Annotated in this window: 22 protein-coding genes; 13 read left to right on the plus strand and 9 right to left on the minus strand. The window is 58.1% G+C overall.

The window, feature by feature from the left end:
- Positions 1–134 precede the first annotated feature (134 nt).
- A complete protein-coding gene (gene malP / locus ABLV08_RS06300) occupies positions 135–2,525 on the plus strand; it encodes a maltodextrin phosphorylase (RefSeq protein WP_348855666.1) in 2,391 nt (796 codons plus the stop codon).
- Between the two features lie 10 nt (positions 2,526–2,535).
- The gene (gene malQ, locus ABLV08_RS06305) at positions 2,536–4,611 is read left to right on the plus strand and encodes a 4-alpha-glucanotransferase (RefSeq protein WP_348855667.1); all 2,076 of its coding nucleotides are present in this window, start codon (positions 2,536–2,538) and stop codon (positions 4,609–4,611) included.
- Positions 4,612–5,188: 577 nt separating this feature from the next.
- Here the strand turns inward: malQ and gntT are convergent.
- The 3 genes from gntT to gntX all read right to left on the minus strand — a co-directional run bounded on the left by gntT (position 5,189) and on the right by gntX (position 8,157).
- Positions 5,189–6,505 carry a gluconate transporter gene (gntT, locus tag ABLV08_RS06310; RefSeq protein ID WP_015369355.1) on the minus strand — a complete coding sequence of 439 codons (1,317 nt, stop codon included), beginning with the start codon at positions 6,503–6,505 and terminating at the stop codon, positions 5,189–5,191.
- A gap of 343 nt (positions 6,506–6,848) precedes the next feature.
- Positions 6,849–7,424, minus strand: a complete 576-nt coding sequence (gene nfuA / locus ABLV08_RS06315) for a Fe-S biogenesis protein NfuA (protein WP_015369356.1) — start codon at positions 7,422–7,424, stop codon at positions 6,849–6,851.
- Between the two features lie 58 nt (positions 7,425–7,482).
- The gene (gene gntX, locus ABLV08_RS06320; protein WP_047057647.1) at positions 7,483–8,157 is read right to left on the minus strand and encodes a DNA utilization protein GntX; all 675 of its coding nucleotides are present in this window, start codon (positions 8,155–8,157) and stop codon (positions 7,483–7,485) included.
- Positions 8,158–8,194: 37 nt separating this feature from the next.
- On the opposite strand from gntX, the gene bioH reads away from it, so the two are divergent.
- Both bioH and ABLV08_RS06330 read left to right on the plus strand, forming a co-directional pair.
- Entirely contained in the window at positions 8,195–8,977 is a 783-nt protein-coding gene (gene bioH, locus ABLV08_RS06325) for a pimeloyl-ACP methyl ester esterase BioH (RefSeq protein ID WP_047058833.1), read from the plus strand.
- A gap of 112 nt (positions 8,978–9,089) precedes the next feature.
- On the plus strand, positions 9,090–9,359 hold the full coding sequence (locus ABLV08_RS06330) for a YdgH/BhsA/McbA-like domain containing protein (RefSeq protein ID WP_015369359.1): 270 nt from the start codon (positions 9,090–9,092) through the stop codon (positions 9,357–9,359).
- 86 nt (positions 9,360–9,445) lie between these two features.
- On the opposite strand, the gene feoC is transcribed toward ABLV08_RS06330, so the two are convergent.
- From feoC to ABLV08_RS06360, 6 genes are all read right to left on the minus strand, one after another.
- Positions 9,446–9,682, minus strand: coding sequence for a [Fe-S]-dependent transcriptional repressor FeoC (gene feoC, locus ABLV08_RS06335; protein ID WP_045394837.1), 237 nt, complete (start codon positions 9,680–9,682; stop codon positions 9,446–9,448).
- 12 nt (positions 9,683–9,694) lie between these two features.
- Complete coding sequence (gene feoB / locus ABLV08_RS06340) at positions 9,695–12,013, minus strand: Fe(2+) transporter permease subunit FeoB (RefSeq protein WP_100279321.1); 2,319 nt, start codon at positions 12,011–12,013, stop codon at positions 9,695–9,697.
- Positions 12,014–12,042: 29 nt separating this feature from the next.
- The gene (gene feoA, locus ABLV08_RS06345; protein ID WP_015703677.1) at positions 12,043–12,270 is read right to left on the minus strand and encodes a ferrous iron transporter A; all 228 of its coding nucleotides are present in this window, start codon (positions 12,268–12,270) and stop codon (positions 12,043–12,045) included.
- A 386-nt stretch (positions 12,271–12,656) separates the two neighbouring features.
- The gene (locus ABLV08_RS06350) at positions 12,657–14,987 is read right to left on the minus strand and encodes a Tex family protein (protein ID WP_064736850.1); all 2,331 of its coding nucleotides are present in this window, start codon (positions 14,985–14,987) and stop codon (positions 12,657–12,659) included.
- A gap of 100 nt (positions 14,988–15,087) precedes the next feature.
- A complete protein-coding gene (gene greB, locus ABLV08_RS06355; RefSeq protein WP_015703675.1) occupies positions 15,088–15,561 on the minus strand; it encodes a transcription elongation factor GreB in 474 nt (157 codons plus the stop codon).
- A gap of 85 nt (positions 15,562–15,646) precedes the next feature.
- The gene (locus ABLV08_RS06360) at positions 15,647–16,405 is read right to left on the minus strand and encodes a FadR/GntR family transcriptional regulator (protein ID WP_042893921.1); all 759 of its coding nucleotides are present in this window, start codon (positions 16,403–16,405) and stop codon (positions 15,647–15,649) included.
- 234 nt (positions 16,406–16,639) lie between these two features.
- Here ABLV08_RS06360 and ABLV08_RS06365 point away from each other — a divergent pair, with 234 nt between their 5' ends.
- From ABLV08_RS06365 to envZ, 9 genes are all read left to right on the plus strand, one after another.
- The gene (locus tag ABLV08_RS06365) at positions 16,640–17,380 is read left to right on the plus strand and encodes an SDR family oxidoreductase (RefSeq protein ID WP_103826168.1); all 741 of its coding nucleotides are present in this window, start codon (positions 16,640–16,642) and stop codon (positions 17,378–17,380) included.
- 35 nt (positions 17,381–17,415) lie between these two features.
- A complete protein-coding gene (locus ABLV08_RS06370) occupies positions 17,416–18,267 on the plus strand; it encodes a fumarylacetoacetate hydrolase family protein (RefSeq protein WP_020077791.1) in 852 nt (283 codons plus the stop codon).
- Positions 18,264–19,559, plus strand: a complete 1,296-nt coding sequence (locus ABLV08_RS06375) for an L-fuconate dehydratase (protein WP_015369368.1) — start codon at positions 18,264–18,266, stop codon at positions 19,557–19,559. Before ABLV08_RS06370 ends, ABLV08_RS06375 begins: the two co-directional genes overlap by 4 nt.
- Entirely contained in the window at positions 19,546–20,397 is an 852-nt protein-coding gene (locus ABLV08_RS06380; protein WP_015369369.1) for an amidohydrolase family protein, read from the plus strand. The genes ABLV08_RS06375 and ABLV08_RS06380 overlap by 14 nt, the downstream gene beginning before the upstream one ends.
- On the plus strand, positions 20,381–21,157 hold the full coding sequence (locus ABLV08_RS06385) for an SDR family oxidoreductase (protein WP_348855669.1): 777 nt from the start codon (positions 20,381–20,383) through the stop codon (positions 21,155–21,157). Before ABLV08_RS06380 ends, ABLV08_RS06385 begins: the two co-directional genes overlap by 17 nt.
- Positions 21,154–21,510, plus strand: coding sequence for an L-rhamnose mutarotase (locus tag ABLV08_RS06390; protein WP_015369371.1), 357 nt, complete (start codon positions 21,154–21,156; stop codon positions 21,508–21,510). The genes ABLV08_RS06385 and ABLV08_RS06390 overlap by 4 nt, the downstream gene beginning before the upstream one ends.
- Before the next feature lie 31 nt (positions 21,511–21,541).
- Positions 21,542–22,765 carry an L-fucose:H+ symporter permease gene (gene fucP / locus ABLV08_RS06395; protein WP_020077794.1) on the plus strand — a complete coding sequence of 408 codons (1,224 nt, stop codon included), beginning with the start codon at positions 21,542–21,544 and terminating at the stop codon, positions 22,763–22,765.
- Positions 22,766–23,106: 341 nt separating this feature from the next.
- Positions 23,107–23,826 carry a two-component system response regulator OmpR gene (ompR, locus tag ABLV08_RS06400; RefSeq protein ID WP_001157751.1) on the plus strand — a complete coding sequence of 240 codons (720 nt, stop codon included), beginning with the start codon at positions 23,107–23,109 and terminating at the stop codon, positions 23,824–23,826.
- Positions 23,823–25,184, plus strand: a complete 1,362-nt coding sequence (gene envZ / locus ABLV08_RS06405) for a two-component system sensor histidine kinase EnvZ (protein ID WP_015369373.1) — start codon at positions 23,823–23,825, stop codon at positions 25,182–25,184. The genes ompR and envZ overlap by 4 nt, the downstream gene beginning before the upstream one ends.
- The last annotated feature ends 31 nt before the right edge of the window (positions 25,185–25,215 follow it).

Below are 25,215 nucleotides of genomic sequence, written 5' to 3' on the forward strand. Positions count from 1 at the left end.
GTTAAAGTGGCCGCGATCACAATTTTCGCTCATCCCCGCTACTCCTCCCTGTCTAATCCCCCTCGGGAGGAGGCAGCGGCCTCGGGAGGTCGGCACACTAAGGCTAACGTTTTAGTAAAGGACCAGGATTTCTTATGTCACAGACTTCTTTTAACCAGGCTCAGTTTCAGGCTGCACTGACGCGTCAGTGGCAGCGTTTCGGTTTATCGTCAGCCGCAGAGATGACCCAACGCCAGTGGTGGCGCGCGGTCAGCGGCGCGCTGGCGGAGCTTTTGGCGGCGCAACCGGCGGCGGAAGCCGTTAAAGGACAGCGCCACGTTAACTACATTTCGATGGAGTTCCTGATCGGTCGCCTGACCGGTAATAACCTGCTCAACCTGGGCTGGTATGAAGGAGTGAGCGAGACGCTGAAGGCGTACGACATCCAGTTGACCGACCTGCTGGAAGAAGAGACCGATCCGGCGCTGGGCAACGGCGGCCTGGGCCGTCTGGCGGCCTGCTTCCTGGATTCTATGGCCACCGTCGGCCAGTCGGCGACCGGTTACGGCCTGAACTACCAGTACGGTCTGTTCCGTCAATCCTTCGCTGACGGTCAGCAGATGGAAGCGCCGGATGACTGGGGACGCGGCAGCTATCCGTGGTTCCGCCACAACGAAGCGCTGGATGTGCAGGTGGGCATCGGCGGTAAAGTCAGCAAAAGCGGCGAATGGCAACCGGCTTTCGTGATTACCGGCGAAGCCTGGGATCTGCCGGTGCTTGGCTATCGCAATAACGTCGCGCAGCCGCTGCGTCTGTGGCAGGCGAAGCATGCCCATCCGTTCAACCTGACCAAATTCAACGACGGCGATTTCCTGCGCGCGGAGCAGCAAGGTATCGACGCCGAAAAATTGACCAAGGTGCTGTATCCGAATGACAACCATCTGGCGGGGAAAAAACTGCGCCTGATGCAGCAGTACTTCCAGTGCGCCTGCTCGGTGGCCGATATTCTGCGTCGTCACCATCTGGCTGGCCGCAAGCTGCATGAGCTGGCGGATTATGAAGTGATCCAGTTGAACGACACCCACCCGACCATCGCTATCCCGGAACTGCTGCGCGTGCTGCTTGATGAGCACCAGATAAGCTGGGACGATGCGTGGGCCATCACCAGCAAAACCTTCGCTTACACCAACCATACTCTGATGCCGGAAGCGCTGGAGTGCTGGGATGAGAAGCTGGTCAAGGCACTGCTGCCGCGCCACATGCAGATAATCAAAGAGATTAACGACAGATTTAAACTGCTGGTGGAGAAAACCTGGCCGGGCGATAAGCAGGTGTGGGCGAAGCTGGCGGTGGTCCATGATAAACAGGTTCGCATGGCCAACATGTGCGTGGTGAGCGGCTTTGCGGTGAACGGCGTCGCGGCGCTGCACTCCGATTTGGTGGTGAAGGATCTGTTCCCGGAATATCACCAGCTGTGGCCGAACAAATTCCATAACGTGACCAACGGCATTACGCCGCGTCGCTGGATTAAACAGTGTAATCCGGCGCTGGCTGCCCTGCTTGATAAGACGCTGAAGAAAGAGTGGGCCAACGATCTCGACCAGCTGATCAAGCTGGAGAAGTACGCCGACGATGCCAAATTCCGTCAGGTTTATCGTGACATTAAGCAGGCGAATAAAGTGCGTCTCGCTGAGTTCGTGAAGCGGCGTACCGGTATCGACATCAACCCGCAGGCGATTTTTGATATCCAGATTAAGCGCCTGCACGAATACAAACGCCAGCACCTCAACCTGCTGAATATTCTGGCGCAGTATAAAGAGATCCGCGAAAACCCGCAGGCCGACCGCGTACCGCGCGTCTTCCTGTTTGGCGCTAAAGCCGCGCCGGGCTACTACCTGGCGAAGAATATTATTCTGGCGATCAACAAGGTGGCCGAGGCGATCAATAACGATCCGCTGGTGGGCGATAAGCTGAAAGTGGTCTTCCTGCCGGATTACTGCGTATCGGCGGCGGAAATGCTGATCCCGGCGGCGGACGTCTCCGAGCAGATTTCCACGGCGGGTAAAGAGGCCTCTGGTACCGGCAACATGAAGCTGGCGCTGAACGGCGCGTTGACCGTCGGCACTCTTGACGGCGCCAACGTTGAAATCGCCGAGCAGGTTGGCGAGGACAATATCTTTATCTTCGGCCATACCATGGAAGAAGTTAAGGCGTTGAAGGCGAAAGGCTACGATCCGCTGAAATGGCGCAAGAAAGATAAGCTGCTGGACGCGGTGCTGAAAGAGCTGGAAAGCGGTAAATATAGCGGCGGCGACAAACACGCCTTTGATCAGATGCTGCATAGCCTGCTGCAAGGCGGCGATCCGTACCTGGTGCTGGCTGACTTTAGCGCTTACGTCGCGGCGCAGAAGCAGGTAGACGAACTGTATCGCGACCAGGAAGCCTGGACCCGTGCGGCGATCCTCAACACCGCGCGCTGCGGCATGTTCAGCTCCGACCGCTCTATTCGTGATTATCAGCAACGTATCTGGCAGGCAAAACGCTAAGGACAGGCCTATGGAGAATAAACGCCTTGATAATGCCGCGCTGGCGGCGGGGATCAGCCCCAGCTATATCAACGCGCACGGCCAGCCGCAGTCGATCGCGGCGGCCACCAAACAACGTTTGCTGGATGCTATGCATCGTACTTCTACTGCCGCGAAAGCGGCAGTAGAACCGCTGCCCAGCGTCAAGGTTTTTACTCACGGTAAAAAAATGCAGTTGCCGGTAGCGGGAAGCGGCGCGTTTCACTGGCTGCTGACGACCGAAGAAGGTAAGCAGTATCAGGGTGAGACGCGCGGCGGCGAAACGCTCGCTTTGCCTGGGCGATTGCCGACGGGCTATCACACCCTGACCCTCACGCGGGACGGCGAACGCTGGCACTGCCGGGCGATCGTCGCCCCGGCGCGTTGCTACGAACCGCAGGCGCTAAAAGAGGGCAAAAAGCTATGGGGCGCCTGCGTCCAGCTCTACACCCTACGTTCTGAGAATAACTGGGGCATCGGCGACTTCGGCGATCTACGCGCCATGCTGCCGGAAATCGCCCGTCGCGGCGGCGCGTTTATCGGCCTCAACCCGATTCACGCGCTCTATCCGGCGAACCCGGAGAGCGCCAGTCCGTACAGTCCGTCCTCGCGCCGCTGGCTTAACGTCATCTATATCGACGTTAACGCGGTGGAGGATTTCCAGCGTAGCCCTGCCGCGCAGGCATGGTGGCAGCTTGCGGAAACCCAGCAGGCCTTGAAGGCCGCGCGGCAGACCGCTGATGTCGACTATACCGCTGTCACCGCGCTGAAGCTGACCGCGCTGCGTCTGGCGTGGGCCGAGTTTTCTACGCGTGAAGATGAGCAAATGGCGGAGTTCCGTCAGTTCGTGCTGCGCGAGGGCGAAAGTCTCTACTGGCAGGCGGCGTTTGATGCGCTGCATGCCTGGCAAAGCCGTCAGGATCCGATGCGCTGGGGCTGGCCGGCATGGCCGGAAGCGTATCAGAGCACGAGCAGCCCGCAGGTGAAAACCTTCTGTGCGGAGCATGCCGATGAGGTGAGCTTTTATCTATGGCTGCAGTGGCTGGCATATACGCAGTTCGCCGCCTGTTGGCACACCAGCCAGCAGGACGGGATACCGATTGGCCTGTATCGCGATCTGGCGGTCGGCGTCGCCGAAGGCGGATCGGAGACGTGGTGCGATCGCGAGCTGTATTGCCTCAAGGCTTCCGTCGGCGCGCCGCCGGACATCCTCGGCCCGCTGGGACAGAACTGGGGCCTGCCGCCGATGGATCCGCATGTAATGGTTGCCCGCGCCTACGAGCCGTTTATCGAACTGCTACGGGCGAATATGCAAAACTGCGGCGCATTGCGTATTGACCACGTGATGTCGGTGCTGCGTTTGTGGTGGATACCGTATGGCGAAACCGCCGACCATGGCGCCTATGTGCAGTATCCCGTGGATGACCTGCTGGCGATCCTGGCGCTGGAGAGCCAGCGGCACCGCTGCATGGTCATTGGCGAAGACCTCGGTACCGTACCGGTTGAAATCGTCGGCAAGCTGCGCAAAAGCGGTGTTTACTCGTATAAAGTGCTCTATTTCGAAAATGGCCCTGATAAAACGTTCCGCGCGCCGAAGGCTTATCCACAGCAGTCGATGGCGGTCGCAACGACCCACGATCTCCCGACGCTGCGCGGCTATTGGGAGAGCGGTGATTTGACGCTCGGGAAGACGCTGGGTCTGTATCCGGATGAAGTGGTGCTGCGCGGCTTATATGCCGATCGCGAACAAGCAAAGCAGGGGTTGCTGGATGCGCTGCATCGGCACGGCTGTTTGCCGAAGCGCGCCGGACATAAAGCCTCGCTGATGGCGATGACCTCAACGCTCAATCGCGGGATGCAGCGCTACATCGCCGACAGCAACAGCGCCCTGCTTGGGCTGCAGCCGGAAGATTGGCTGGAGATGGCTTCGCCAGTCAACATCCCGGGCACCAGTACCGAGTATCCCAACTGGCGGCGTAAGCTTAGTGTGACGCTCGAGCAGATGTTTGCCGATGCGCAGGTGAATAAGCTGATTAAAGACCTGGATAAGCGCCGCAAGGCCCGTTAATCCAGAGAGAATGCCCCGGTGGCGCTGCGCTTACCGGGGCTACTGGTAGATACTGTTATCGGTTTGCAACGATTTTGGTCGGGGAAAACATGTGCTTTGTGTTAATTCCGAGCACATTGCGCTCCCGATATTTCTTCTGCGTTATGTCTCTCATGGCGCAGGGAGCGCACAGGGGGCGGCCAGTTGCCACCGCCCCCTGTACCCCCGGGCTCTGGCCGCCAAAATCGCCACTTCGTGGTACCTTCGACTTATCCCGGCAGGCTTCGGGTCGGGCCGAGGCAGCGTCCGTGCAAAACACGGCCCTCAGCCCGCATCCATGCGGGCTGCCCCGGCCTTCCGGGAACGTCTCAGCGATTTTGAGGCCGCCAACACCTGCAGTTTCAGCCAGCATGGTGAATAAATTAAATGCAGGCCGCGCGGACCGTAGGTCGGATAAGGCGTTAGCCGCCATCCGACAAAAAACGGCACCGCGGGTAGCCCGGATAAGGCGCTTTGCGCCGCTATCCGGGAAACGAAGAACAAAAAAGGCCGGGGCGCATGATGCGCACCCGGCCTTTTTTATCTCAGGGAACGAAGGTTACACCACCATCCCCAGCAGCAGACAACCAACCAGGCCGCACACGGAAATGATGGTTTCCAGTACCGACCAGGACTTGATGGTCTCGCCAATGGTCAGGTTGAAATACTCTTTGAACAGCCAGAAACCTGGGTCGTTCACGTGCGAGAAGATAACGCTACCGGAACCCACGGCGATAACCATCAGCTCCGGGCTAACGCCGGTGGTGGCAATCAGCGGCGCGGCGATACCACCTGCAGTGATAGCGGCAACGGTAGCTGAGCCCAGCGCAATACGCAGCACCGCAGCGATAGACCACGCCATAAACAGCGGTGACATATTGGATTCGTGCATGATAGAAGCGATGTACTTATCCATGCCGCTATCCACCAGCACCTGCTTGAAGGCGCCGCCGCCGCCGATGATCAACAGCATCATGGCGATGATTTTGATAGAGGAGGTCAGCGTATCGTTGATCTGCTCCATGGAACGGCCGCGATTGAGGCCGAAAGTGAACAGCGCGATCAGCACCGCAATCAGGGTCGCCATCACCGGGTCGCCGAAGAACTCGGCCACCGGCAGGAAGGCGTGGCCCTTCGGCAGAACCATCTCGGCGACGGCGCGCATCGCCATCAGGATCACCGGTACCAGAGAGGTCCAGACGCTGACGCCAAAGCCCGGCATCTCTTCTTCAGTGAAGGTTTTCGGGTTGTGCAGGCCTTCCGGGATCGGTTTATCAATACCTTTCAGGAAACGGGCGAAAACCGGGCCGGCGAGAATAACCGTCGGGATAGCCAGAATTGTCCCGTAGAGCAGCGTTTTGCCCATATCGGCGTGGAAAATTGTCGCGATAGCGGTCGGGCCCGGGTGTGGCGGCAGGAAACCGTGGGTGACGGAGAGTGCCGCGGCCATCGGTACGCCAACGTACAGCAGCGGGATACGCGCGGAAGCGGCGATGGTAAAGACCAGCGGCAGCATCAGCACGAAACCGACTTCATAGAACAGGGCGAAACCGACGGTGAAACCGGTCAGTACAACGGCCCATTGAATATGTTTTTTACCGAATTTATCAATCAGGGTAGTGGCGATACGCTGCGCGCCGCCGCAGTCCGCCAGCATTTTACCGAGCATAGCGCCGAAGCCCATGATCAGTGCGAGGCTGCCGAGCGTGCCCCCCACGCCGTTTTTGATGGATACGATGACTTTATCCAGAGGCATACCCTGCATTAATCCGACGGCGAGCGCCACCAGAACCAGAGCGATGAAGCCGTTCATTTTGAAACGGATCATCAGCAACAATAACAGGGCAACCCCGATAGCTACGATGACTAATGGCATGATTTACCTGGCCTTAACTTGTTATGGGTAACGTTAAAGTCTGAACATCTACAGTATCCGTTCCGCAGAGGAACAAGGATGTCTTGCACCGTAAAGCTGGCTTATTCCTGACCCAGAGAAAGGATAGCTGGCTATTTTTTTGTCGGTGGTGCTTGCTGTGGATGATACGGGTAACATGTGAGCTTTGAGAATGCCCTGCGCGGGGTAAATTTTAAATATGAGACTTAAGTCATACTCTCTGCCGGGTTTTTGCCGTGATGGCTAGTCAGAAATGTTGTGCGGTAACATGCTGAAGGGAGAAGTCGCCCGGCAAACGGATTGTTGCCGGGCGAGAGGGGGAAGCTTAGTAGTAGGAGTGCTCGCCGCGCTGGTGTTCGGTCAGATCGCGCACGCCTTTCAGCTCCGGGAATTCGTTCAGCAGCTGCTTTTCGATCCCTTCTTTCAGGGTCACATCGACCATTGAGCAGCCGTTGCAACCGCCGCCGAACTGCAGGATAGCCAGACCGTCTTCGGTGATTTCCATCAGCGAAACGCGGCCGCCGTGACCGGCCAGCTGTGGGTTGATCTGCGACTGCAGCAGGTACTCTACGCGCTCCATCAGCGGGGCATCGTCGGAAACCTTACGCATTTTGGCGTTCGGCGCTTTCAGCGTCAGCTGGGAACCGAGCTGGTCAGTGACGAAGTCAATTTCAGCATCTTCCAGATAAGGTGCGCTGAGTTCATCAACATACGCGGTCAGCTGTTCAAATTTCAGCGCCGTGTCGGTGTCTTCCACCGCATCCGGTGGGCAATAGGATACGCCGCACTCAGCGTTTGGGGTGCCGGGATTAATCACAAATACGCGAATTTGCGTCCCTTCTTCCTGATTTGCCAGCAGTTTGGCAAAGTGCGCTTGTGCAGCATCGGAAATACGGATCATAGCGTTGGCCTAATAGTTGACTATTTTACTGGGTTATAATACGCCCATCAGCGGGGGTCTACAAGGTACGGCACAAACACCATACCTGAACCGTCGCGGCGCCGTTTCGCAAAAGCAGGCGGGAAATCTCGGCGACGGTGCTTCCGGTTGTGACAACATCATCCACAATGGCGATATGGAGGCCCCGAACGGATAATTCAACCTGGAAAGCATTTTTCAGGTTCTGCTTACGTAATCTGGCGCTTAATTGATGCTGCGTTGCGGTACGCCGGCTTCGCTTCAGCGCATCGCCGCGCCAGGCGCAGCCCATCCAGCGCGCCAGCGGGCGACATAGCGCCTCGCTTTGGTTAAATCCCCGACGCCAATGACGGCGCTGCCAAAGCGGCACGCTGACAATCCGATCCACTGGCGGCAGCCCGCAATTAAGGCGCAGGCGTAAAAGAAGCAGCCGCGCCAGCGCCGCCGCGAGTTCCGGATGACGGGCAAACTTAAACTGGTGTACCAGCCCGCTTAGCGGTGGGGCATAGCTATTCACCGTCACCAGCCGCTGCCAGGGCGGTGGTTTTTGCAGGCAGCGTCCACAGGGCAAGGCGGGCGCCAATGCCGGTAAACCGCACTGCGGGCAGAGCGATGGCGTGACGAGCAGCGAGGCGGTGCAGCGCGAGCACATCCCCCAGTGAGCCATGGCCAGCGGCATTTGGCATAGCCAGCATAAGCTGTGTGCTGTTAGCATAATTCCCCTCATAGTGATGGAAAGAGAACAGTAACTGATGAATGACATCTGGTGGCAAACCATGGGCGAAGGAAATTGTCATCTTGTGCTGCTGCACGGCTGGGGGCTGAATGCCAACGTATGGGATTGCATTACGCCGGAACTGGCTACGCATTTTACCCTTCACCTGGTGGATCTACCGGGCTATGGCCGCAGCGGTGGTTTTGGCGCCTTAACGCTTGAAGAGATGGCGCAGCAGGTCGTTGAAAAAGCGCCGGAGCAGGCTATCTGGCTTGGCTGGAGCCTGGGCGGGTTGGTAGCGAGCCTGGTGGCGCTGCAGCACCCGCAACGTGTGCAGGCGCTGGTGACCGTCGCTTCTTCGCCGTGTTTTGGCGCGCGCGACCAGTGGCCGGGGATTAAACCGGAAGTGCTGAGCGGCTTCCAGCAACAGCTGAGTGAAGATTTCCAGCGTACCGTCGAGCGTTTTCTTGCCCTACAAACCATGGGCACCGAAAGCGCGCGCCAGGACGCCCGGGCGCTGAAAAGCACCGTTCTGTCGCTGCCGATGCCGCCTGCCGAGGTTCTCAACGGCGGGCTGGAAATCCTCAAAACCGCCGATTTGCGTCAACCGCTCGCCGCGCTGACCATGCCGTTTTTGCGCCTCTATGGCCGACTGGATGGGCTGGTGCCGCGTAAAATCGTTCCTCTTTTGGATGAGCTGTGGCCGCAAAGTGAGTCTGTTGTCTTCGAAAAGGCGGCCCACGCGCCGTTTATTTCACATCCCCAGCCATTCTGTGAGCCTCTCATCGCGCTGAAAAACCGGCTGAATAATTATTTTTAGCGCCGCGTGGTAAATCATCAGGATCGGGCAATACTTAGGTTGTTGCGGTGGTTGATTATTTCGTTTTTGCCGCCGCAAACTAAAAATAACAACCTTATGGAGAGTAAAGGCTATGAAACTTGTTACAGGTATTGTTGCATCTCTGGTGATAGGCTCCCTCTCTTTTGGCGCGTTCGCGGCGAAAGAGATTCAAAAAGATGAAGTCGCGAAGATGAATCTGACCAAGGTCGGTAGCATCACGACTTCCCGTACCACGTCGCCGATGGACGCGAAGCGCGATCTGTCGAAGAAAGCGGATGAGTTGGGTGGTAAGTACTTCGTAGTGATTGCCGGCGAGAAGAACGAGAAGACGGTTCACGCGAACGCCGACGTGTATAAGTAAGCCTAATTTTCCCTGCCAGCGCTGCGCCTGGCAGGGCTTCAGGTAGCCCGGATAAGGCGCTACGCGCCGCCAGCCGGGATGTCTATTCAGCGCAAAGACCACCATTCCCGCAGGCAGGCTTTCCCTTCCGGGCAGCTTTTACAACTGCCGGAAAGGCAGCCATCGGCATCTTCGGTCATCTTGACCGCTTTCCCCATCGCTTCCAGGCGGCTTAACATGGCGTCGATCAGCGGCCGCGGCGTATGCAGGCGGGCACTCAGCTGTGCAGCTTCCATTCGCCCTTGCAGGGCCAGCATATCGCGGACTTCTATTAACGATGCCATGATGAGAACTCCTTAGTGGCAGTCGCCGGCTGGGCTCTGGCAGCAGGACGTCGGGGTTTTACGCGTCGTCAGCAGGGAAACATCCACCCGGCTACGCGCCCGACGCAACAGGCCAAAGACCACGACGTTAAACAGAATTACCGCCAGAATGCATACCAGGCTGTAGCGCGGGTGTTGGCTAAAGCTCACGGTCTGGTAGTACAGCGTCGACAGCGAGTAGGCGATATTCAATCCCCACAACACCGAGAACATCATCCAACCGCGGCTGGACTCACGGGCAATCGCCCCCATCACGGAAATGCATGGAATATAGAGCAGGACGAAGATCAGGTAGCTGTACGCGGCGGCGGCGCTGCCGAATTTACTGCCCATCACCCCCATGGCGCCGGTTTCCATTTCGCCATCGCCTTTGCTTGCTTCAATCGGGTTCGCCAGCACGCTCAGGCTAAAGGTGTCTTTCAGCCCCTGCCAGGTTTCATCGACGGCAGCTAACAGCTCGTCGCCAAGGCTAAACTCCTGTGGGTTAAACTCTTCATTCTGGATATCTTCCGCGGTGTAGAGGGTGTTCAACGTACCGACCACCACTTCTTTCGCCATCGCGCCGGTAAACAGGCCGACGGTTGCCTGCCAGTTATCTTCGTGCACGCCAATGGGCTTAAACACTGGGGTGATCACCCGACTGACCGAAGCCAGCGCCGAGTCGTTGATGTTATCGACCACTTTGCCGCTAAGCGAGAAGCTGTTCAGCGCGCTGAGGAAAATACTGACGATGACAATGACCTTACCGGCGCGCAGGACGAAGCCTTTCAGGCGCTGCCAGGTCTGGATAACCAGGCTCTTGATGTGCGGTACGTGATACACCGGCAGCTCCATCACGAACGGCGAGGCTTCGCCGCGCATAATGGTGTATTTGAGCATCAGGCCGGTGAGGATCGCCATCACGATGCCCAGCACGTACAGTGAGAAGACCGCCAGCGCGCCGTTCTGGCCGAAGAAGGCGGCGGCGAAGACCGCGAAAATCGCCAATCGGGCGCCGCAGGACATAAACGGCGCCATCATGATAGTCATCAGCCGTTCACGCGGCGCATCCAGCGTACGGGCGCCCATAACGGAAGGCACGTTACAGCCAAAACCAACGATCAGCGGCACGAAGGATTTCCCCGGCAGGCCTAACGCCTGCATCAGGCGGTCCATTACGAAGGCCGCGCGCGCCATATACCCGGAGTCCTCAAGGAAAGAGAGGAACAGGTACATCATGCCGATTTGCGGCACCAGTGGTAGCACGGTATTGATACCGCCGCCCAGCCCTTGCGCGAGGAACACGGTCAGCCAGTCCGGGAAGTGCAGAGTGTAGCCCAACCACTGAATGCCGTGGATGAAGATAGCCACCGAGCCGGCGTCGAAAATCGGCTGCAGGGCGCCGCCGATGTTGATAGCCAGCAGGAACATCAGGTACATCACGAACAGGAAGATCGGTAAGCCGAGGAAGCGGTTAAGGATAATTTTATCCATCGCCGTGGTGAAGCGGCTTGGCTCAGCGGTCAGGGTGTTACTGACGGCATCGCATACCGCGGCGATACTTTGATAGCGGGCATCGGCGATATACAGCGCCGGATCGTCCATCTCGCCGCTCAGGTTGGTCAGCGCCAGATCCAGTTTGTCGGCGGCGTTGCCGGCAAAGGCGCGGCTATAAATATCGCCTTCCAGCATCTGCAGCCCCAGCCAGCGGCGCTGACGCAGCGGCATATCAGCAGGCATCGCCTGCGCCAGCATATCGGCTTCGCGCTGCAGGGATTGCGGATAGTGCACCAGTTCCAGCGGCTGATTTTGCTCATGGCGGTCAAGCGCCATTTTCAGCGCTTCGATGCCGCGACCGCGGGTGGAGACCAGCGGAATCACCGGGCAGCCGAGACGGGCCGCCAGCGCGTCGACGTCGATGCGGATTTGCTGTTTTTCGGCAATATCGAGCATGTTTAGCGCGACGACGCAGGGAATACCCAACTCCAGCAGCTGCAGGGTCAGATAGAGGTTACGTTCCAGGTTCGAGGCGTCGATGACGTTAATCAGCAGGTCGGCATCGCCGCTGAGAATATAGTGACAGGCAATTTGTTCATCGAGCGATGTTTGCGAGGAGATGGTGGTCAGCGAATAGGTGCCCGGCAGGTCAACCAGAGTAACCTGGTGGTCGGTGGTGGTGAAGGCGCCTTCTTTACGCTCAACGGTGACCCCCGCCCAGTTACCCACCCGCTGGCGCGCGCCGGTTAGCTGATTAAATAACGTTGTTTTGCCGGAATTAGGATTACCAATTAAACCAACGGTTAATTTTTTCATTTTTCAGACTCTTAGTGCCGGGTCAGGTGTTATTGCGCAACCGCTTCCAGTTCAATTAACGCGAGGTCTTTTTTACGTAATACCAGGCTCACGCGCCGGGTCTCAATATGAATAGGATCGCCCAGCGGCGCCACGCGCACGACATGAAACGAAGAGCCGGGCAACATTCCCAGGGAGAGCAGTTTCTGCCGATAAGCCGGGCTAATATCGCGGGAAAAACCGGTGATTTTCCACGCACTATCAGGAGTGAATTGCATAGGGCCTACTTGTTATCGCTAACCGAAAAGAGAATTTCCAGGCGCGGCTATTAAAGCGGCGCTGGGGACTATAGCCAACGAAGAAGAATAAAACGTCATTGATAACGATGATAATGAGAATGGTTTGTATCATCAATACATGGCATGGATAATAAATGCGTTTTTCATAGGTATTTGCTTATTTTTTGATATGACGCAAGAACCCTGTTGTAGCCAAAAATAAGTCAAAAATTAATTTATTCACTTAATGTTTAATAAAGGTTTCATTAGTTAACAGAATGAAACTTTATAAATTTCGAACTTATTGAAAGGTTACTGGAATATATTAATCGAGGCTCAGGCATTAAAAAGCGGAAAATTGCCCCTCGAAGAGGGGCAGGGAAGGATTAGCGTTTTTTGCCCATCGCGGCCGCCAGCGCATCCATCATCGCGCTGTTGCCGGCTGGTTGAGCATCGCGACCGCGCGGCTTCGTCGCTTTGGCTGCCGGTCGGTTGCCCTGCGGGCGGTCGTTGCCGCCGCCGCGGCGCGCGTTGCTGTCGCCCGGCTGTTCATCCAGGCGCATCGTTAACGCGATGCGTTTACGCGCCAGGTCCACTTCCATCACCTTCACTTTGACGATGTCGCCCGCTTTGACCACGGTATGCGGGTCTTCAACGAATTTATTCGACAGTGAAGAGATATGGACCAGGCCATCCTGGTGCACGCCGATATCGACGAAGGCGCCAAAGTTGGTGACGTTGGTGACCGCGCCTTCCAGAATCATCCCCGGCAGCAGGTCGTTCATCGTCTCAACGCCGTCGGCGAACTGAGCGGTTTTAAACTCAGGGCGCGGATCGCGGCCCGGTTTTTCCAGCTCTTTGATGATATCGGATACCGTCGGCACCCCGAACTTATCATCGGTAAAATCAGAGGCTTTCAGGTTGCGCAGTTCGCTACTGTTGCCCATCAGATCTTTCAGCGCCTGCTGGGTAGCGGCCAGAATACGCTCGACCACCGGGTAGGCTTCCGGGTGAACGGTCGAGGCGTCCAGCGGGTTGTCGCCGTGGTTAATGCGCAGGAAGCCGGCGCACTGTTCAAAGGCTTTTGGCCCCAGACGGCTTACCTTCAGCAACTGCTGGCGGTTGTGGAACTGGCCGTTCTCGTCGCGCCAGGCGACGATATTCTGCGCCATCATACGGGTCAGGCCCGCGACGCGGGTCAACAGCGCCACCGAGGCGGTGTTAAGGTCGACGCCAACGGCGTTTACGCAGTCTTCCACCACCGCATCCAGCTTACGCGCCAGTTGCGTCTGGCTAACGTCATGCTGATACTGGCCGACGCCGATTGATTTCGGATCGATTTTCACCAGCTCGGCCAGCGGATCCTGCAGACGGCGGGCGATAGAGACCGCGCCGCGTAGGGAAACATCGAGGTCCGGGAACTCTTGCGCCGCCAGTTCGGAAGCCGAGTAGACCGACGCGCCGGCTTCGCTGACGATCACCTTCTGGGCGGTCACTTTCGGGAACTGTTTTTGCACGTCGAGGAAGAAACGCTCGGTCTCGCGGGAAGCGGTACCGTTGCCGATAGCCACCAGCTCAACGTTATGTTTTTCGCACAGCGCCGCCACCACGACGGCGGCTTTAGCCGCCTGGCCGGTATGCGGGTAGATGGTATCGGTGGCCACCAGTTTGCCGGTGCCGTCGACTACCGCCACTTTGACGCCGGTACGCAGGCCCGGGTCAAGACCCATGGTGGCGCGCAGGCCGGCAGGTGCGGCCATCAGCAGGTCATGGAGATTACGGGCGAATACGTTAATCGCTTCGTCTTCCGCGCGTTCGCGCACGGTGCCCATTAATTCGGTTTCGAGGTGCATCAGCACCTTGATGCGCCAGGTCCAGCTGACGACGCCTTTGCGCCAGCTGTCCGCCGGGGCGTTATTCAGGCGCAGGCCGAGATGATCGATAATGATCTGCTCGCAGTGGCTCTCTTTCGGCGGCTCATCAAACTGCGGGTCGGCGTTGAGCGACAGCTGCAGCACGCCCTCATTGCGCCCGCGGAACATCGCCAGCGCGCGGTGCGACGGCACGGAAGCGATCGGTTCATGGTGGTCGAAGTAATCGCGGAATTTAGCGCCTTCTTCTTCCTTGCCGCTGACGACGCTGGCCACCAGATGGGCGTTTTTCCACAGATAATCACGTACTTTCGCCAGCAAGGCGGCGTCTTCCGCGAAGCGTTCCATCAGGATATAGCGCGCGCCGTCGAGAGCGGCTTTGCTATCCGCCACGCCTTTATCGGCATCGATATAGTTTGCCGCTTCGGTTTCCGGATCGTGGGAAGGCTCATTCCACAGCAGATCGGCCAGCGGTTCGAGACCGGCTTCAATGGCGATTTGCCCGCGGGTGCGGCGTTTAGGTTTGTACGGCAGGTAGAGATCTTCGAGCTCGGTTTTGCTGAGGGTGGCGTTGATGGCTTTTTCCAGCGCTTCGCTGAGCTTGCCCTGTTCGCCGATCGATTTGAGGATCGCCTGGCGGCGGTCTTCCAGTTCGCGCAGATACCCGAGGCGAGTTTCCAGATTACGCAGCTGCGTGTCATCCAGACCGCCGGTGACTTCCTTACGATAACGTGCAATAAACGGCACGGTGTTCCCTTCATCAAGCAGGCGAACGGCAGCTTCTACCTGTTCGGCTCTGGCCTGAAGTTCACCCGCAATAATGCGGCAGAGCGAATCATTCATCATCGGTTTTATTCATCATTAGGGTCAAAAATCAGGGGATAGTTATACGGGCTGCCAGGCTAAAATGCCAGCCGCGACCGGGTTCTCTCGGAATGTTCCGGCGCTATTTCACGTATTCAATTTCATTGACGTACCAGCTGGCTTCGCCCGCTGGAGTGTTAACGATAGCCAGGTCGCCCACCTCTTTCTTCAGTAAAGCGCGCGCCATTGGCGAATCGATGGAGATATAGTCTTTGCGGCCGAAGATTTCATCGTAGCCGACAATGCGAAAGCGCTTGGTATCACCATCGTCGTTCTCTATTTCCACCCACGCGCCGAAGAAAACTTTGCCTTCCTGCTGCGGGGAATAATCGACGATTTTGAGATTTTCCAGACACTTGGTGAGATAACGCACCCGGCGGTCAATTTCGCGCAGGCGCTTTTTATTGTACTGATAATCGGCGTTTTCACTGCGGTCGCCAAGACTCGCCGCCCAGGTCACTTTCTTGGTGACTTCCGGGCGCTCTGTACGCCACAAGTAATCCATCTCTTGCTTCAGTTTTTCATACCCTTCACGGGTGATCAGCGGCGTTTTCATCTGTGGTTCATCCAAAATAATCTCGTCCCGCCGTACCTTAACCAGCCGTTTCGGCAAGGTAAAGCGCCAGGCGCAGAAATCACGGCTACTGGCTGCGGGTAAAAATGGTAATCACCTGATCAATATGATTTTTCATTGCTTTCTTTGCCGCACGTACGTCGTGGGCCGCAATGGCTTCAAGGATCGCGCGATGCTCCTGTTCCGAGCGATGCGGCATATCGTCCGGGGTGTAATGGCGCTGCAGCATGCGGAACATACTGCCATAGCGGTGGCCGAGCAGGTGGCCGATGATAAACGCGTACGCCGGGTTGCCGCTGGCCTGAGCGATACGGATATGGAACAGGCGGTCGCCGGGATGGGTGGTTGAACCGGCGCGGTTATCGCGACAGTTTTGCTCAAAGGCCTCGCGGATAGCGGCCAGCTCTTCGGGGCTGGCGTGGCGTGCCGCCAGCGCGGCGGTTTCCGGTTCGATTAACAGGCGCGCCTGCAGCAGAGAAAAGGGCGGTAGTTCGGCGTTAAAATCGAGGTCTATGTTGAGTTCGTCGTCGATCTCCGTCCACTGGTCGCGACCGGCCTGCGCCATCACCGGCTCTTTGGTGGCGACGAGCGGCGTTTGCGATTTGACGATTACCCCGTTGCCTACGCGCACGTCCACCAGGCCAATCACCTCCAACGCAATCAGCGCTTCGCGTACCGATGCGCGGCTGACGTTCAATTGCTGGGCTAAATCTCGCTCAGACGGAAGACGACTGCCGGGCGGAAATTCGTTGTTCTCAATTAATCGCTTGAGTTGGTCTGCTATCTGTCTGTAAATCCTTGGGTTTTCCAGTCTGGTAATCGGCATGTTTCACCTTTGCTCATGCGATAGACAGTGATAAAGCGCACAAATATTGGCCAGCACACTTGAGTGTTTGTTAGTCGAGTGTAATTAATTGGTTAACCAATGTGCCGTTTGTGGCCGTTTTTGCAACATCTAAGCTTCACGATAGCGGGTTATGCCTGACTTGTCATGCGAAAGGTCAGGCCTTTGACTACCACTAATGGCCTGACCATTAGTCCTTTAGACCAGGGGAGAGAAATGGAACTAACCGGAAAACGCGTTCTGATTACCGCCGCAGGGCAGGGGATTGGCAATAGCTGCGCGCGGCTGTTTGCCGCCGCCGGCGCGGAAGTGATTGCCAGCGATATCAACATTGCCGGATTGAGCGATATCCCCGGCGTACGGCCGCTGCAGCTGGATGTCACCCGCGCGGATGCGATTGCCGCCGCCGCGGAAACGCTGGGCCCGCTGGATGTGTTGTTCAACTGCGCCGGGGTGGTGCATAGCGGCAACATTCTTGAATGTAGCGAGCGGGAGTGGCAGTTCGCCCTCGATCTGAACGTCACCGCCATGTTCCACACGATTCGCGCCTTTTTGCCGGCGATGATCGCCCGCGGCGGCGGCTCGATTATCAACATGTCATCGGTAGCTTCCAGCGTGAAAGGAGTACCAAACCGCTTCGCCTACAGCGCCAGTAAAGCGGCGGTCATTGGCCTGACCCGCTCGGTAGCGGCGGATTTCGTCACCCAGGGCATTCGTTGTAATGCGATTTGTCCGGGTACCGTCGATTCACCTTCCCTACGCGGACGTATTGCCGAGCAGGCGCGCGAGCAGGGGCTGAGCGAAGAGGCGGTTTATGAGGCGTTTGCCGCCCGCCAGCCCATTGGCCGCATCGGCAAGCCGGAAGAGATCGCCCAACTGGCGCTGTACCTGGCTTCCGACGCCAGCGCCTACACCACCGGCACGGTGCAGATTATTGACGGCGGTTGGAGCAACTAACCGCGCGGCTCTTTATTTCACTATCAGGAAAACGCATGAAATTACTTCGTTTTGGCAATCCCGGCAGCGAGCGTCCGGGCGTACTCGATAACGACGGCCGCCTGCGCGACCTATCGAACTATGTGACCGATCTGCGCGGCGACGCGCTGCTGCCGGAAAGTCTGGCGCGTCTGCGCCAGCTGGATCTCTACAGCCTGCCGCTGGTTGATGGCAATCCGCGTATTGGCGCCTGCGTTGGCGGTATCGGTAAGTTTATCTGCATCGGCCTGAACTATGCCGATCACGCCGCGGAGACCGGCGCCGATATTCCGCAGGAGCCGGTGGTATTCAGCAAGTGGACCAGCGCGGTGGTCGGGCCTAACGACAACGTGATTATCCCGCGCGGTTCGCAAAAGACCGACTGGGAAGTCGAATTAGGGGTAGTGATTGGCAAAGGCGGGCGCTATATCGACGAGCGCGACGCCATGCAGCACGTTGCTGGCTACTGCGTGATTAATGACGTCTCCGAACGTGAGTATCAAATCGAGCGCGGCGGCACCTGGGATAAGGGCAAAGGCTGCGACACGTTCGGGCCGACCGGCCCCTGGCTGGTCACCGCTGATGAAATCCCCGATCCCAACGCGCTTAACCTGTGGCTGGAGGTCGATGGCAAGCGCTATCAGGACGGCAACACCCGCACCATGATTTTCAAAGTGCCCTATATCATCAGCTACCTGAGCCGCTTTATGAGCCTGCAGCCGGGCGATGTCATCTCCACCGGTACGCCGCCTGGGGTGGGTATGGGCCAGAAACCGCAGCCGGTTTATTTACGCGCCGGCCAGACTATTCGTTTGGGCATTGAAGGGTTGGGCGAACAGCAGCAGCTGACCGTGGAGGACAAACAATGACGCAAATTACCGCCCTGCGGGTAGAGGATATTCGCTTCCCCACTTCGCAGCAGTTGGACGGCTCCGATGCGATGAATCCCGATCCGGATTACTCCGCCGCCTACGTGATCCTCGAAACCGACAATCCTAAGCTCACCGGTCACGGGTTGACCTTCACCATTGGCCGCGGCAACGAAATTTGCTGCGCGGCGATTCAGGCGCTGGAGCATTTAATCGTCGGCGAGCAACTCGAGACGATCGCCGCCGATATGGGCGCCTTCTGGCGGCGCTTTACCAGCGATAGCCAGCTGCGCTGGATTGGCCCGGACAAAGGGGCGATTCACCTGGCGACCGGCGCGGTGGTCAATGCGGTGTGGGATCTGTGGGCGAAGGCCGAAGGCAAACCGGTCTGGCGACTGGTCGCCGATATGAGCCCGGCCGAGCTGGTACGCTGTATCGATTTTCGCTACATCACCGACTGCATTACCCCGGAGGAGGCGCTGCGCCTGCTGGAAAGCCGTGAAGAGGGCAAAGCCCAGCGTCTCGAACAGCTACAGGCGCAGGGTTATCCGTGCTACACCACCTCAGCGGGCTGGCTGGGATACGGTGATGAAAAACTGCGTCGCCTTTGTCAGCAGGCGGTGGACGCCGGTTTCTCGCATATCAAGCTGAAGGTCGGGCGCGATATTGAAGATGATATCCGCCGCGTGCGCATTGCCCGGGAAGTGATTGGCCCCGAGCGGAAATTGATGATTGATGCCAACCAGGTATGGGAAGTGGACGCCGCTATTCCATGGGTCAAAGCGTTGGCCTTCGCCAACCCGTGGTTTATCGAAGAGCCGACCAGCCCGGATGATATCGAAGGCCACCGCAAGATCCGCGAAAACATCGGCGCGGTGAAGGTCGCCACCGGCGAGATGTGCCAGAACCGGATTATGTTCAAACAGTTCATTATGCGCGGCGCGATTGACGTGGTGCAGATCGATGCCTGCCGGTTAGGTGGCGTCAACGAAGTGCTGGCGGTGATGCTGATGGCGGCGAAGTACAACCTGCCGGTTTGCCCGCACGCCGGCGGCGTCGGACTGTGCGAATACGTCCAGCACCTGTCGATGATTGACTACCTGTGCATCGCCGGTACCCATGAAGGGCGGGTGATTGAGTTTGTTGACCATCTGCACGAGCACTTCCTGCACCCTTGCGAAATCCGCGGCGCAGCTTATATGCCGCCGCAGGCGCCGGGCTACTCGATTGAAATGCATCAGGCTTCTATCGAGCAGTACCGCTACCGTGGAGAAGCGCATGTTGCGCATTGACGCCCACCACCACTACTGGCGCTATCAGCCACAGGATTACCCGTGGATTGATGACGACATGCCGCAACTGCGCCGGGATTTTTACCCTCCGCAGCTCCAGCCGCTGCTGGCGCAGCACCGGCTCGATGGCGCGGTGGTGGTGCAGGCGCGTCATGATGAAAACGAAACCGCCTGGCTGGTGGCGCAGGTTTCTCAGGCGGTTGGCGTATGCGGCGTAGTGGGCTGGCTGGATATTACCGCCGCGGATCTCGAGGACAAGCTGACGCAGTGGCGCGGCCAGCTGTGCGGGTTGCGCCATCAGGTGCAGGATGAAGCCGATCCGGCAGCGTGGCTTGAGCGCGAGGCGGTCTCGCGAGGAATGCAGCAGTTGCAGCGCCAGGGCTATAGCTGGGATCTGTTGGTTACCCATCGTCATCTCGCGGCGGCGGCACGCTTTGCCGCCCGCCACGATGATCACTGGCTGGTACTCGACCATTTCGGCAAGCCGGATATCGCGCGCGGCGCGGCCCATTGGGCCGAACAGGCGCGGCCGCTGGCGGCGCTACCGCACGTGGCGCTTAAGCTTTCTGGTCTGGTGACCGAGGCCGCGGGCGGATGCTGGACCGAGCAGCAACTGCTGCCTTTCTTCGACGCCGCGCTGGAGTTGTTTGGCCCGCAGCGGCTGATGTTTGGTTCCGACTGGCCGGTATGCCTGCTGGCGGCGGAGTACCGCCAGGTTTACCAGCTGTGCGAAACGGCGCTGGCCCCGCTGACGGAAACGCAGCGGTCAGCTATCTGGGGCGGCACTGCCTGTCGGGTTTATGGTTTAACGGAGGCGAAGCGTGGATCTATTTCTTAAAGACAAAGTGGTTATCGTCACCGGCGGCGGCTCGGGGATCGGCGCGGCGGTAACGCAACTGCTGGCGGAAGAGGGGGCGGTGCCGGTCATCGTCACTAACGCCCAGCCAGAGCAGGGGTTTATGGATAGGCTGAAGCAAATCGCGCCGCAAAGTGAGCTGATTATCGCCGACCTGTGCCAGGAGGCCGAATGTGCCGGGGCGGTAGGCCAGGTGCTGGCGCGCTTTGGCCGCATTGATGCGCTGGTGAATAACGCCGGAGTGAACGATGGCGTAGGGCTCGAGGCCGGGCGTGAGGCGTTTCTCGGATCGCTTGAGAAAAACCTGATCCACTACTACCAGATGGCTCACCTGTGCCGCGAAGCGTTAGAGGCGGCGCGGGGCACTATCGTCAATATCGCCTCGAAAACCGCGCTCAGCGGCCAGGGCGGCACCAGCGGCTATACCGCGGCGAAAGGGGCGGTGCTGGCATTAACCCGTGAATGGGCGGTATCGCTGCGCGAGAGCGGCGTGCGCGTCAACGCGGTGGTTCCGGCGGAAGTGCTGACGCCGCAGTACCAGCGCTGGATAAATACCTTCCCCGATCCGCAGCGGCAGATGGCGGCGATTAACCAACGCATCCCGCTGGGCAAACGCATGACCACGCCGGAAGAGATCGCCAATACCGTGGTGTTTCTTATCTCCGCGCGCGCGTCGCACACTACCGGGCAGTGGCTATCGGTGGATGGCGGGTATTTGCATCTCGACAGGGCGCTGTCATGAGCGTTACCGCCGCGCGGCGGCGACTGTGTCAGGCGTTGGATTTGGTCGATTCGGCAGAGAAAATTGCCGAATACCAGCGTCTGCATGAACGTATCTGGCCGGAAGTCGCCGGGCATCTGCGCGCCCATGGCGTGCTGGATATGGAGATTTACCGGCTTGGCACGCGGCTGTTTATGGTGATGGAGGTCGCCGGGGATTTCGATGGCGAACGCTTTGCTCAGCACAGCCTGAACCACCCGGTCATTCAGCGCTGGGAAGCGCTGATGTGGCAATACCAGGTTCCCACCCCCTGGACGCCGGCAGGCGAAAAATGGGTGTCGATGGAGCGCATATTCTCTTTGCAGGATCAATAAAACAACTCTGTACTCTACTGAGGATCTCACCATGCTAGTGAATAAAACGGCGGAGCCGCTGGCGGCCCGCGCCGGGGCGACCCCTAATCTGCGCTGGGCATTTATGCTGGTCACCAGCCTGTTCTTTATGTGGGGGCTCTCCTACGGCCTGCTCGATGTTCTCAATAAACATTTTCAGGAGACCCTGCACGTCACCAAAGCGCAGTCCGGTTTACTGCAGGCGGCCTATTTTGGCGCCTACTTCCTGGTGGCGCTGCCCGCCGGCTACTTTATGGATAAACGCGGTTATAAAGCGGGGATCCTGGTCGGCTTGTGCCTGTATGCGCTTGGCGCGCTGCTGTTTGTGCCGGCGGCGAGCGTGAATAGCTTTGCGCTGTTCCTGTTCGCGCTGTTTGTGATTGCCTGTGGATTAGGTTGCCTTGAGACCGCGGCGAACCCTTATGCGACGGTACTTGGCGATAGTAAAGGCGCTGAGCGGCGGTTGAATCTGGCGCAGTCGTTTAACGGACTGGGGCAATTTATTGGCCCGCTGATCGGCGGCACGCTGTTCTTTTCAGCTACTCAGGGCGATACCGGCGATCAGAGCTCGGTAAAAATCACCTATGTCGCTATCGCCGTGCTGGTGCTGGCCATCGCGCTGCTGTTCCGCCGCACGCCGATGCCGGATATTCGCGAAGAGGAGGGCAGTCAGCAAGAAGCGGCGCAGGGGCTGTGGCAGCATCGCCACTTTACCGGCGGGGTTATCGCCCAGTTCTTTTATGTTGCCGCGCAGGTCGGCGTGGGTGCGTTCTTTATCAACTATGCGACCGAGCACTGGCATGGCGTGACAAACCAGCACGCTTCCTATCTGCTGTCGATTGCGATGATTAGCTTTATGGTCGGTCGTTTCTTCAGTACCTGGCTGATGGGGCGGGTGCAGGCGGCGACGCTGCTGATGGTGTATTCGTTGGTCAATATCGTGCTCTGCGGTCTGGTGATGATGAGTATCGACGGTGTGTCGGTGGTGGCGCTGATTGCGGTCTTCTTTTTTATGTCGATTATGTTCCCGACCATTTTCGCGCTGGGCGTTAAAAATATGGGCAGCCATACCAAACGCGCCAGCTCGTTTATGATTATGGCCATCGTCGGCGGGGCGATTATGCCTTACTTTATGGGGGCGCTGGCCGACCGCTACAGCACCGCGCTGGCCTATGGGTTGCCGCTGCTATGCTTCCTGGTGGTACTGTGGTACGGCATGAGCCAACGACGCGCGTAAGCGGCAAAATTAGCTAAAAAGGCGGAGGAGACCCTCCGCCTTTTTCTTTTTTGTCGCGCCGGTGGTAAATTTTGCTCAGAATGACGGGTTTACCCTAAATAATTCGAGTTGCAGGAAGGCGGCAAGTGTGTGAATCCCCAGGAGCATAGATAACTATGTGACTGGGGTGAGCGCACGCAGCCAACGCACGTGCAACTTGAAGAATGACGGGTATAAACTGCTGTTTAATATGCTTTGTAACAATTTCGACTAGAATATATACCAGATTTGGCTGGTCGTATTAGCGTGGGTTTTTAAGAATACGCACTAACGATTGCAGTGAACCTTTGGGAGTACAAACAATGCAAGAGAATTATAAGATTCTGGTTGTGGATGACGATATGCGCCTGCGCGCGCTGCTGGAACGTTATCTGACCGAGCAGGGCTTCCAGGTTCGTAGCGTGGCGAACGCTGAACAGATGGATCGCCTGCTGACCCGTGAATCCTTCCACCTGATGGTGCTGGATCTGATGCTGCCGGGCGAAGATGGTTTATCTATCTGCCGCCGTCTGCGTAGCCAGAGCAACCCGATGCCGATCATTATGGTGACGGCGAAAGGGGAAGAAGTGGACCGTATCGTGGGCCTGGAAATCGGCGCCGATGACTACATTCCTAAACCGTTTAACCCGCGTGAACTGCTGGCCCGTATCCGCGCCGTGCTGCGCCGCCAGGCGAACGAGCTGCCGGGCGCGCCATCGCAAGAAGAAGCGGTGATCGCTTTTGGCAAATTTAAACTGAACCTCGGCACCCGCGAGATGTTCCGTGAAGATGAGCCGATGCCGCTCACCAGCGGTGAGTTCGCGGTATTAAAAGCGCTGGTTAGCCACCCGCGTGAACCGCTGTCCCGCGATAAGCTGATGAACCTTGCCCGCGGCCGCGAGTACTCGGCGATGGAGCGTTCCATCGACGTACAAATCTCCCGCCTGCGCCGCATGGTGGAAGAAGATCCGGCGCATCCGCGCTACATCCAGACCGTTTGGGGACTGGGCTACGTCTTCGTGCCGGACGGTTCTAAGGCATGAAGCGCGTGCGTTTTTCGCCGCGAAGCTCATTTGCCCGCACCCTGTTACTGATCGTCACCCTGCTGTTCGTCAGCCTGGTGACGACCTATCTGGTGGTGCTGAATTTCGCGATCCTGCCGAGCCTGCAGCAGTTTAACAAGGTGCTGGCATACGAAGTCCGTATGCTCATGACCGATAAACTGCAGCTGGAAGACGGCACCCAACTGGTGGTTCCGCCGGCGTTTCGCCGCGAAATTTACCGCGAGCTGGGGATTTCGCTCTATTCCAATGAGGCGGCGGAAGACGCAGGCCTGCGCTGGGCGCAGCATTATGAATTCTTAAGCCAGCAGATGGCGCACCAGCTTGGCGGGCCGACCGAAGTGCGGGTTGAGGTCAACAAAAGCTCGCCGGTGGTGTGGCTGAAGACCTGGCTGTCGCCGAATATCTGGGTGCGGGTGCCGCTGACTGAAATCCATCAGGGCGATTTCTCGCCGCTATTCCGTTATACGCTGGCGATAATGCTGCTGGCCATTGGCGGCGCGTGGCTATTCATCCGTATCCAGAACCGGCCGCTGGTCGACCTGGAGCACGCCGCGCTGCAGGTCGGACGTGGGATTATTCCGCCGCCCCTACGCGAATACGGCGCGTCGGAAGTGCGTTCGGTGACCCGCGCCTTCAACCATATGGCCGCCGGGGTCAAACAGCTGGCGGATGACCGTACGCTGCTGATGGCCGGGGTCAGCCACGATTTGCGCACGCCGTTGACGCGGATCCGGCTGGCGACGGAGATGATGGGCGAACAGGACGGCTATCTTGCCGAGTCGATCAATAAAGATATCGAAGAGTGCAACGCCATCATCGAGCAGTTTATTGATTACCTGCGCACCGGCCAGGAGATGCCGATGGAGCTTGCGGATCTCAATGCCGTTTTAGGCGAAGTGATCGCCGCTGAAAGCGGCTACGAGCGGGAAATCGCCACCGATCTGCAGGCCGGAGAAATTCCGCTGCGCCTGCATCCGCTATCGATTAAACGTGCGCTAGCCAATATGGTGGTGAACGCCGCTCGTTACGGTAAGGGCTGGATTAAAGTCAGCAGCGGCAGCGAAGCCAGCCGTGCCTGGTTCCAGGTGGAAGATGACGGCCCGGGAATTAAACCGGAACAGCGCGAACATCTGTTCCAGCCGTTTGTGCGTGGCGATAGCGCCCGTAGCACCAGCGGCACCGGGCTGGGGCTGGCGATAGTGCAGCGTATTATCGACAATCATAACGGTCGCCTGGAGATTGGCACCAGCGAACGCGGCGGCCTGCTGATCCGCGCCTGGCTACCAATTCCGGTGCATCGCGCGCTGTCGCCGGCGAAGCCTGCGAAAGAGAGTTGATTAGCGTATAAAAATAAAAAAGCCGGGCATC

Source organism: Klebsiella sp. CN_Kp088 (genome assembly GCF_040064335.1).
Taxonomy (GTDB): domain Bacteria; phylum Pseudomonadota; class Gammaproteobacteria; order Enterobacterales; family Enterobacteriaceae; genus Klebsiella; species Klebsiella aerogenes.

Bases quoted from the DNA above. Each gene is read 5' to 3' on its own strand.
- malP (WP_348855666.1), top strand. From the start codon at position 135: ATGTCACAGACTTCTTTTAACCAGGCTCAGTTTCAGGCTGCACTGACG.
- malQ (WP_348855667.1), top strand. From the start codon at position 2,536: ATGGAGAATAAACGCCTTGATAATGCCGCGCTGGCGGCGGGGATCAGC.
- gntT (WP_015369355.1), bottom strand. From the start codon at position 6,505: ATGCCATTAGTCATCGTAGCTATCGGGGTTGCCCTGTTATTGTTGCTG.
- nfuA (WP_015369356.1), bottom strand. From the start codon at position 7,424: ATGATCCGTATTTCCGATGCTGCACAAGCGCACTTTGCCAAACTGCTG.
- gntX (WP_047057647.1), bottom strand. From the start codon at position 8,157: ATGCTAACAGCACACAGCTTATGCTGGCTATGCCAAATGCCGCTGGCC.
- bioH (WP_047058833.1), top strand. From the start codon at position 8,195: ATGAATGACATCTGGTGGCAAACCATGGGCGAAGGAAATTGTCATCTT.
- ABLV08_RS06330 (WP_015369359.1), top strand. From the start codon at position 9,090: ATGAAACTTGTTACAGGTATTGTTGCATCTCTGGTGATAGGCTCCCTC.
- feoC (WP_045394837.1), bottom strand. From the start codon at position 9,682: ATGGCATCGTTAATAGAAGTCCGCGATATGCTGGCCCTGCAAGGGCGA.
- feoB (WP_100279321.1), bottom strand. From the start codon at position 12,013: ATGAAAAAATTAACCGTTGGTTTAATTGGTAATCCTAATTCCGGCAAA.
- feoA (WP_015703677.1), bottom strand. From the start codon at position 12,270: ATGCAATTCACTCCTGATAGTGCGTGGAAAATCACCGGTTTTTCCCGC.
- ABLV08_RS06350 (WP_064736850.1), bottom strand. From the start codon at position 14,987: ATGATGAATGATTCGCTCTGCCGCATTATTGCGGGTGAACTTCAGGCC.
- greB (WP_015703675.1), bottom strand. From the start codon at position 15,561: ATGAAAACGCCGCTGATCACCCGTGAAGGGTATGAAAAACTGAAGCAA.
- ABLV08_RS06360 (WP_042893921.1), bottom strand. From the start codon at position 16,405: ATGCCGATTACCAGACTGGAAAACCCAAGGATTTACAGACAGATAGCA.
- ABLV08_RS06365 (WP_103826168.1), top strand. From the start codon at position 16,640: ATGGAACTAACCGGAAAACGCGTTCTGATTACCGCCGCAGGGCAGGGG.
- ABLV08_RS06370 (WP_020077791.1), top strand. From the start codon at position 17,416: ATGAAATTACTTCGTTTTGGCAATCCCGGCAGCGAGCGTCCGGGCGTA.
- ABLV08_RS06375 (WP_015369368.1), top strand. From the start codon at position 18,264: ATGACGCAAATTACCGCCCTGCGGGTAGAGGATATTCGCTTCCCCACT.
- ABLV08_RS06380 (WP_015369369.1), top strand. From the start codon at position 19,546: ATGTTGCGCATTGACGCCCACCACCACTACTGGCGCTATCAGCCACAG.
- ABLV08_RS06390 (WP_015369371.1), top strand. From the start codon at position 21,154: ATGAGCGTTACCGCCGCGCGGCGGCGACTGTGTCAGGCGTTGGATTTG.
- fucP (WP_020077794.1), top strand. From the start codon at position 21,542: ATGCTAGTGAATAAAACGGCGGAGCCGCTGGCGGCCCGCGCCGGGGCG.
- ompR (WP_001157751.1), top strand. From the start codon at position 23,107: ATGCAAGAGAATTATAAGATTCTGGTTGTGGATGACGATATGCGCCTG.
- envZ (WP_015369373.1), top strand. From the start codon at position 23,823: ATGAAGCGCGTGCGTTTTTCGCCGCGAAGCTCATTTGCCCGCACCCTG.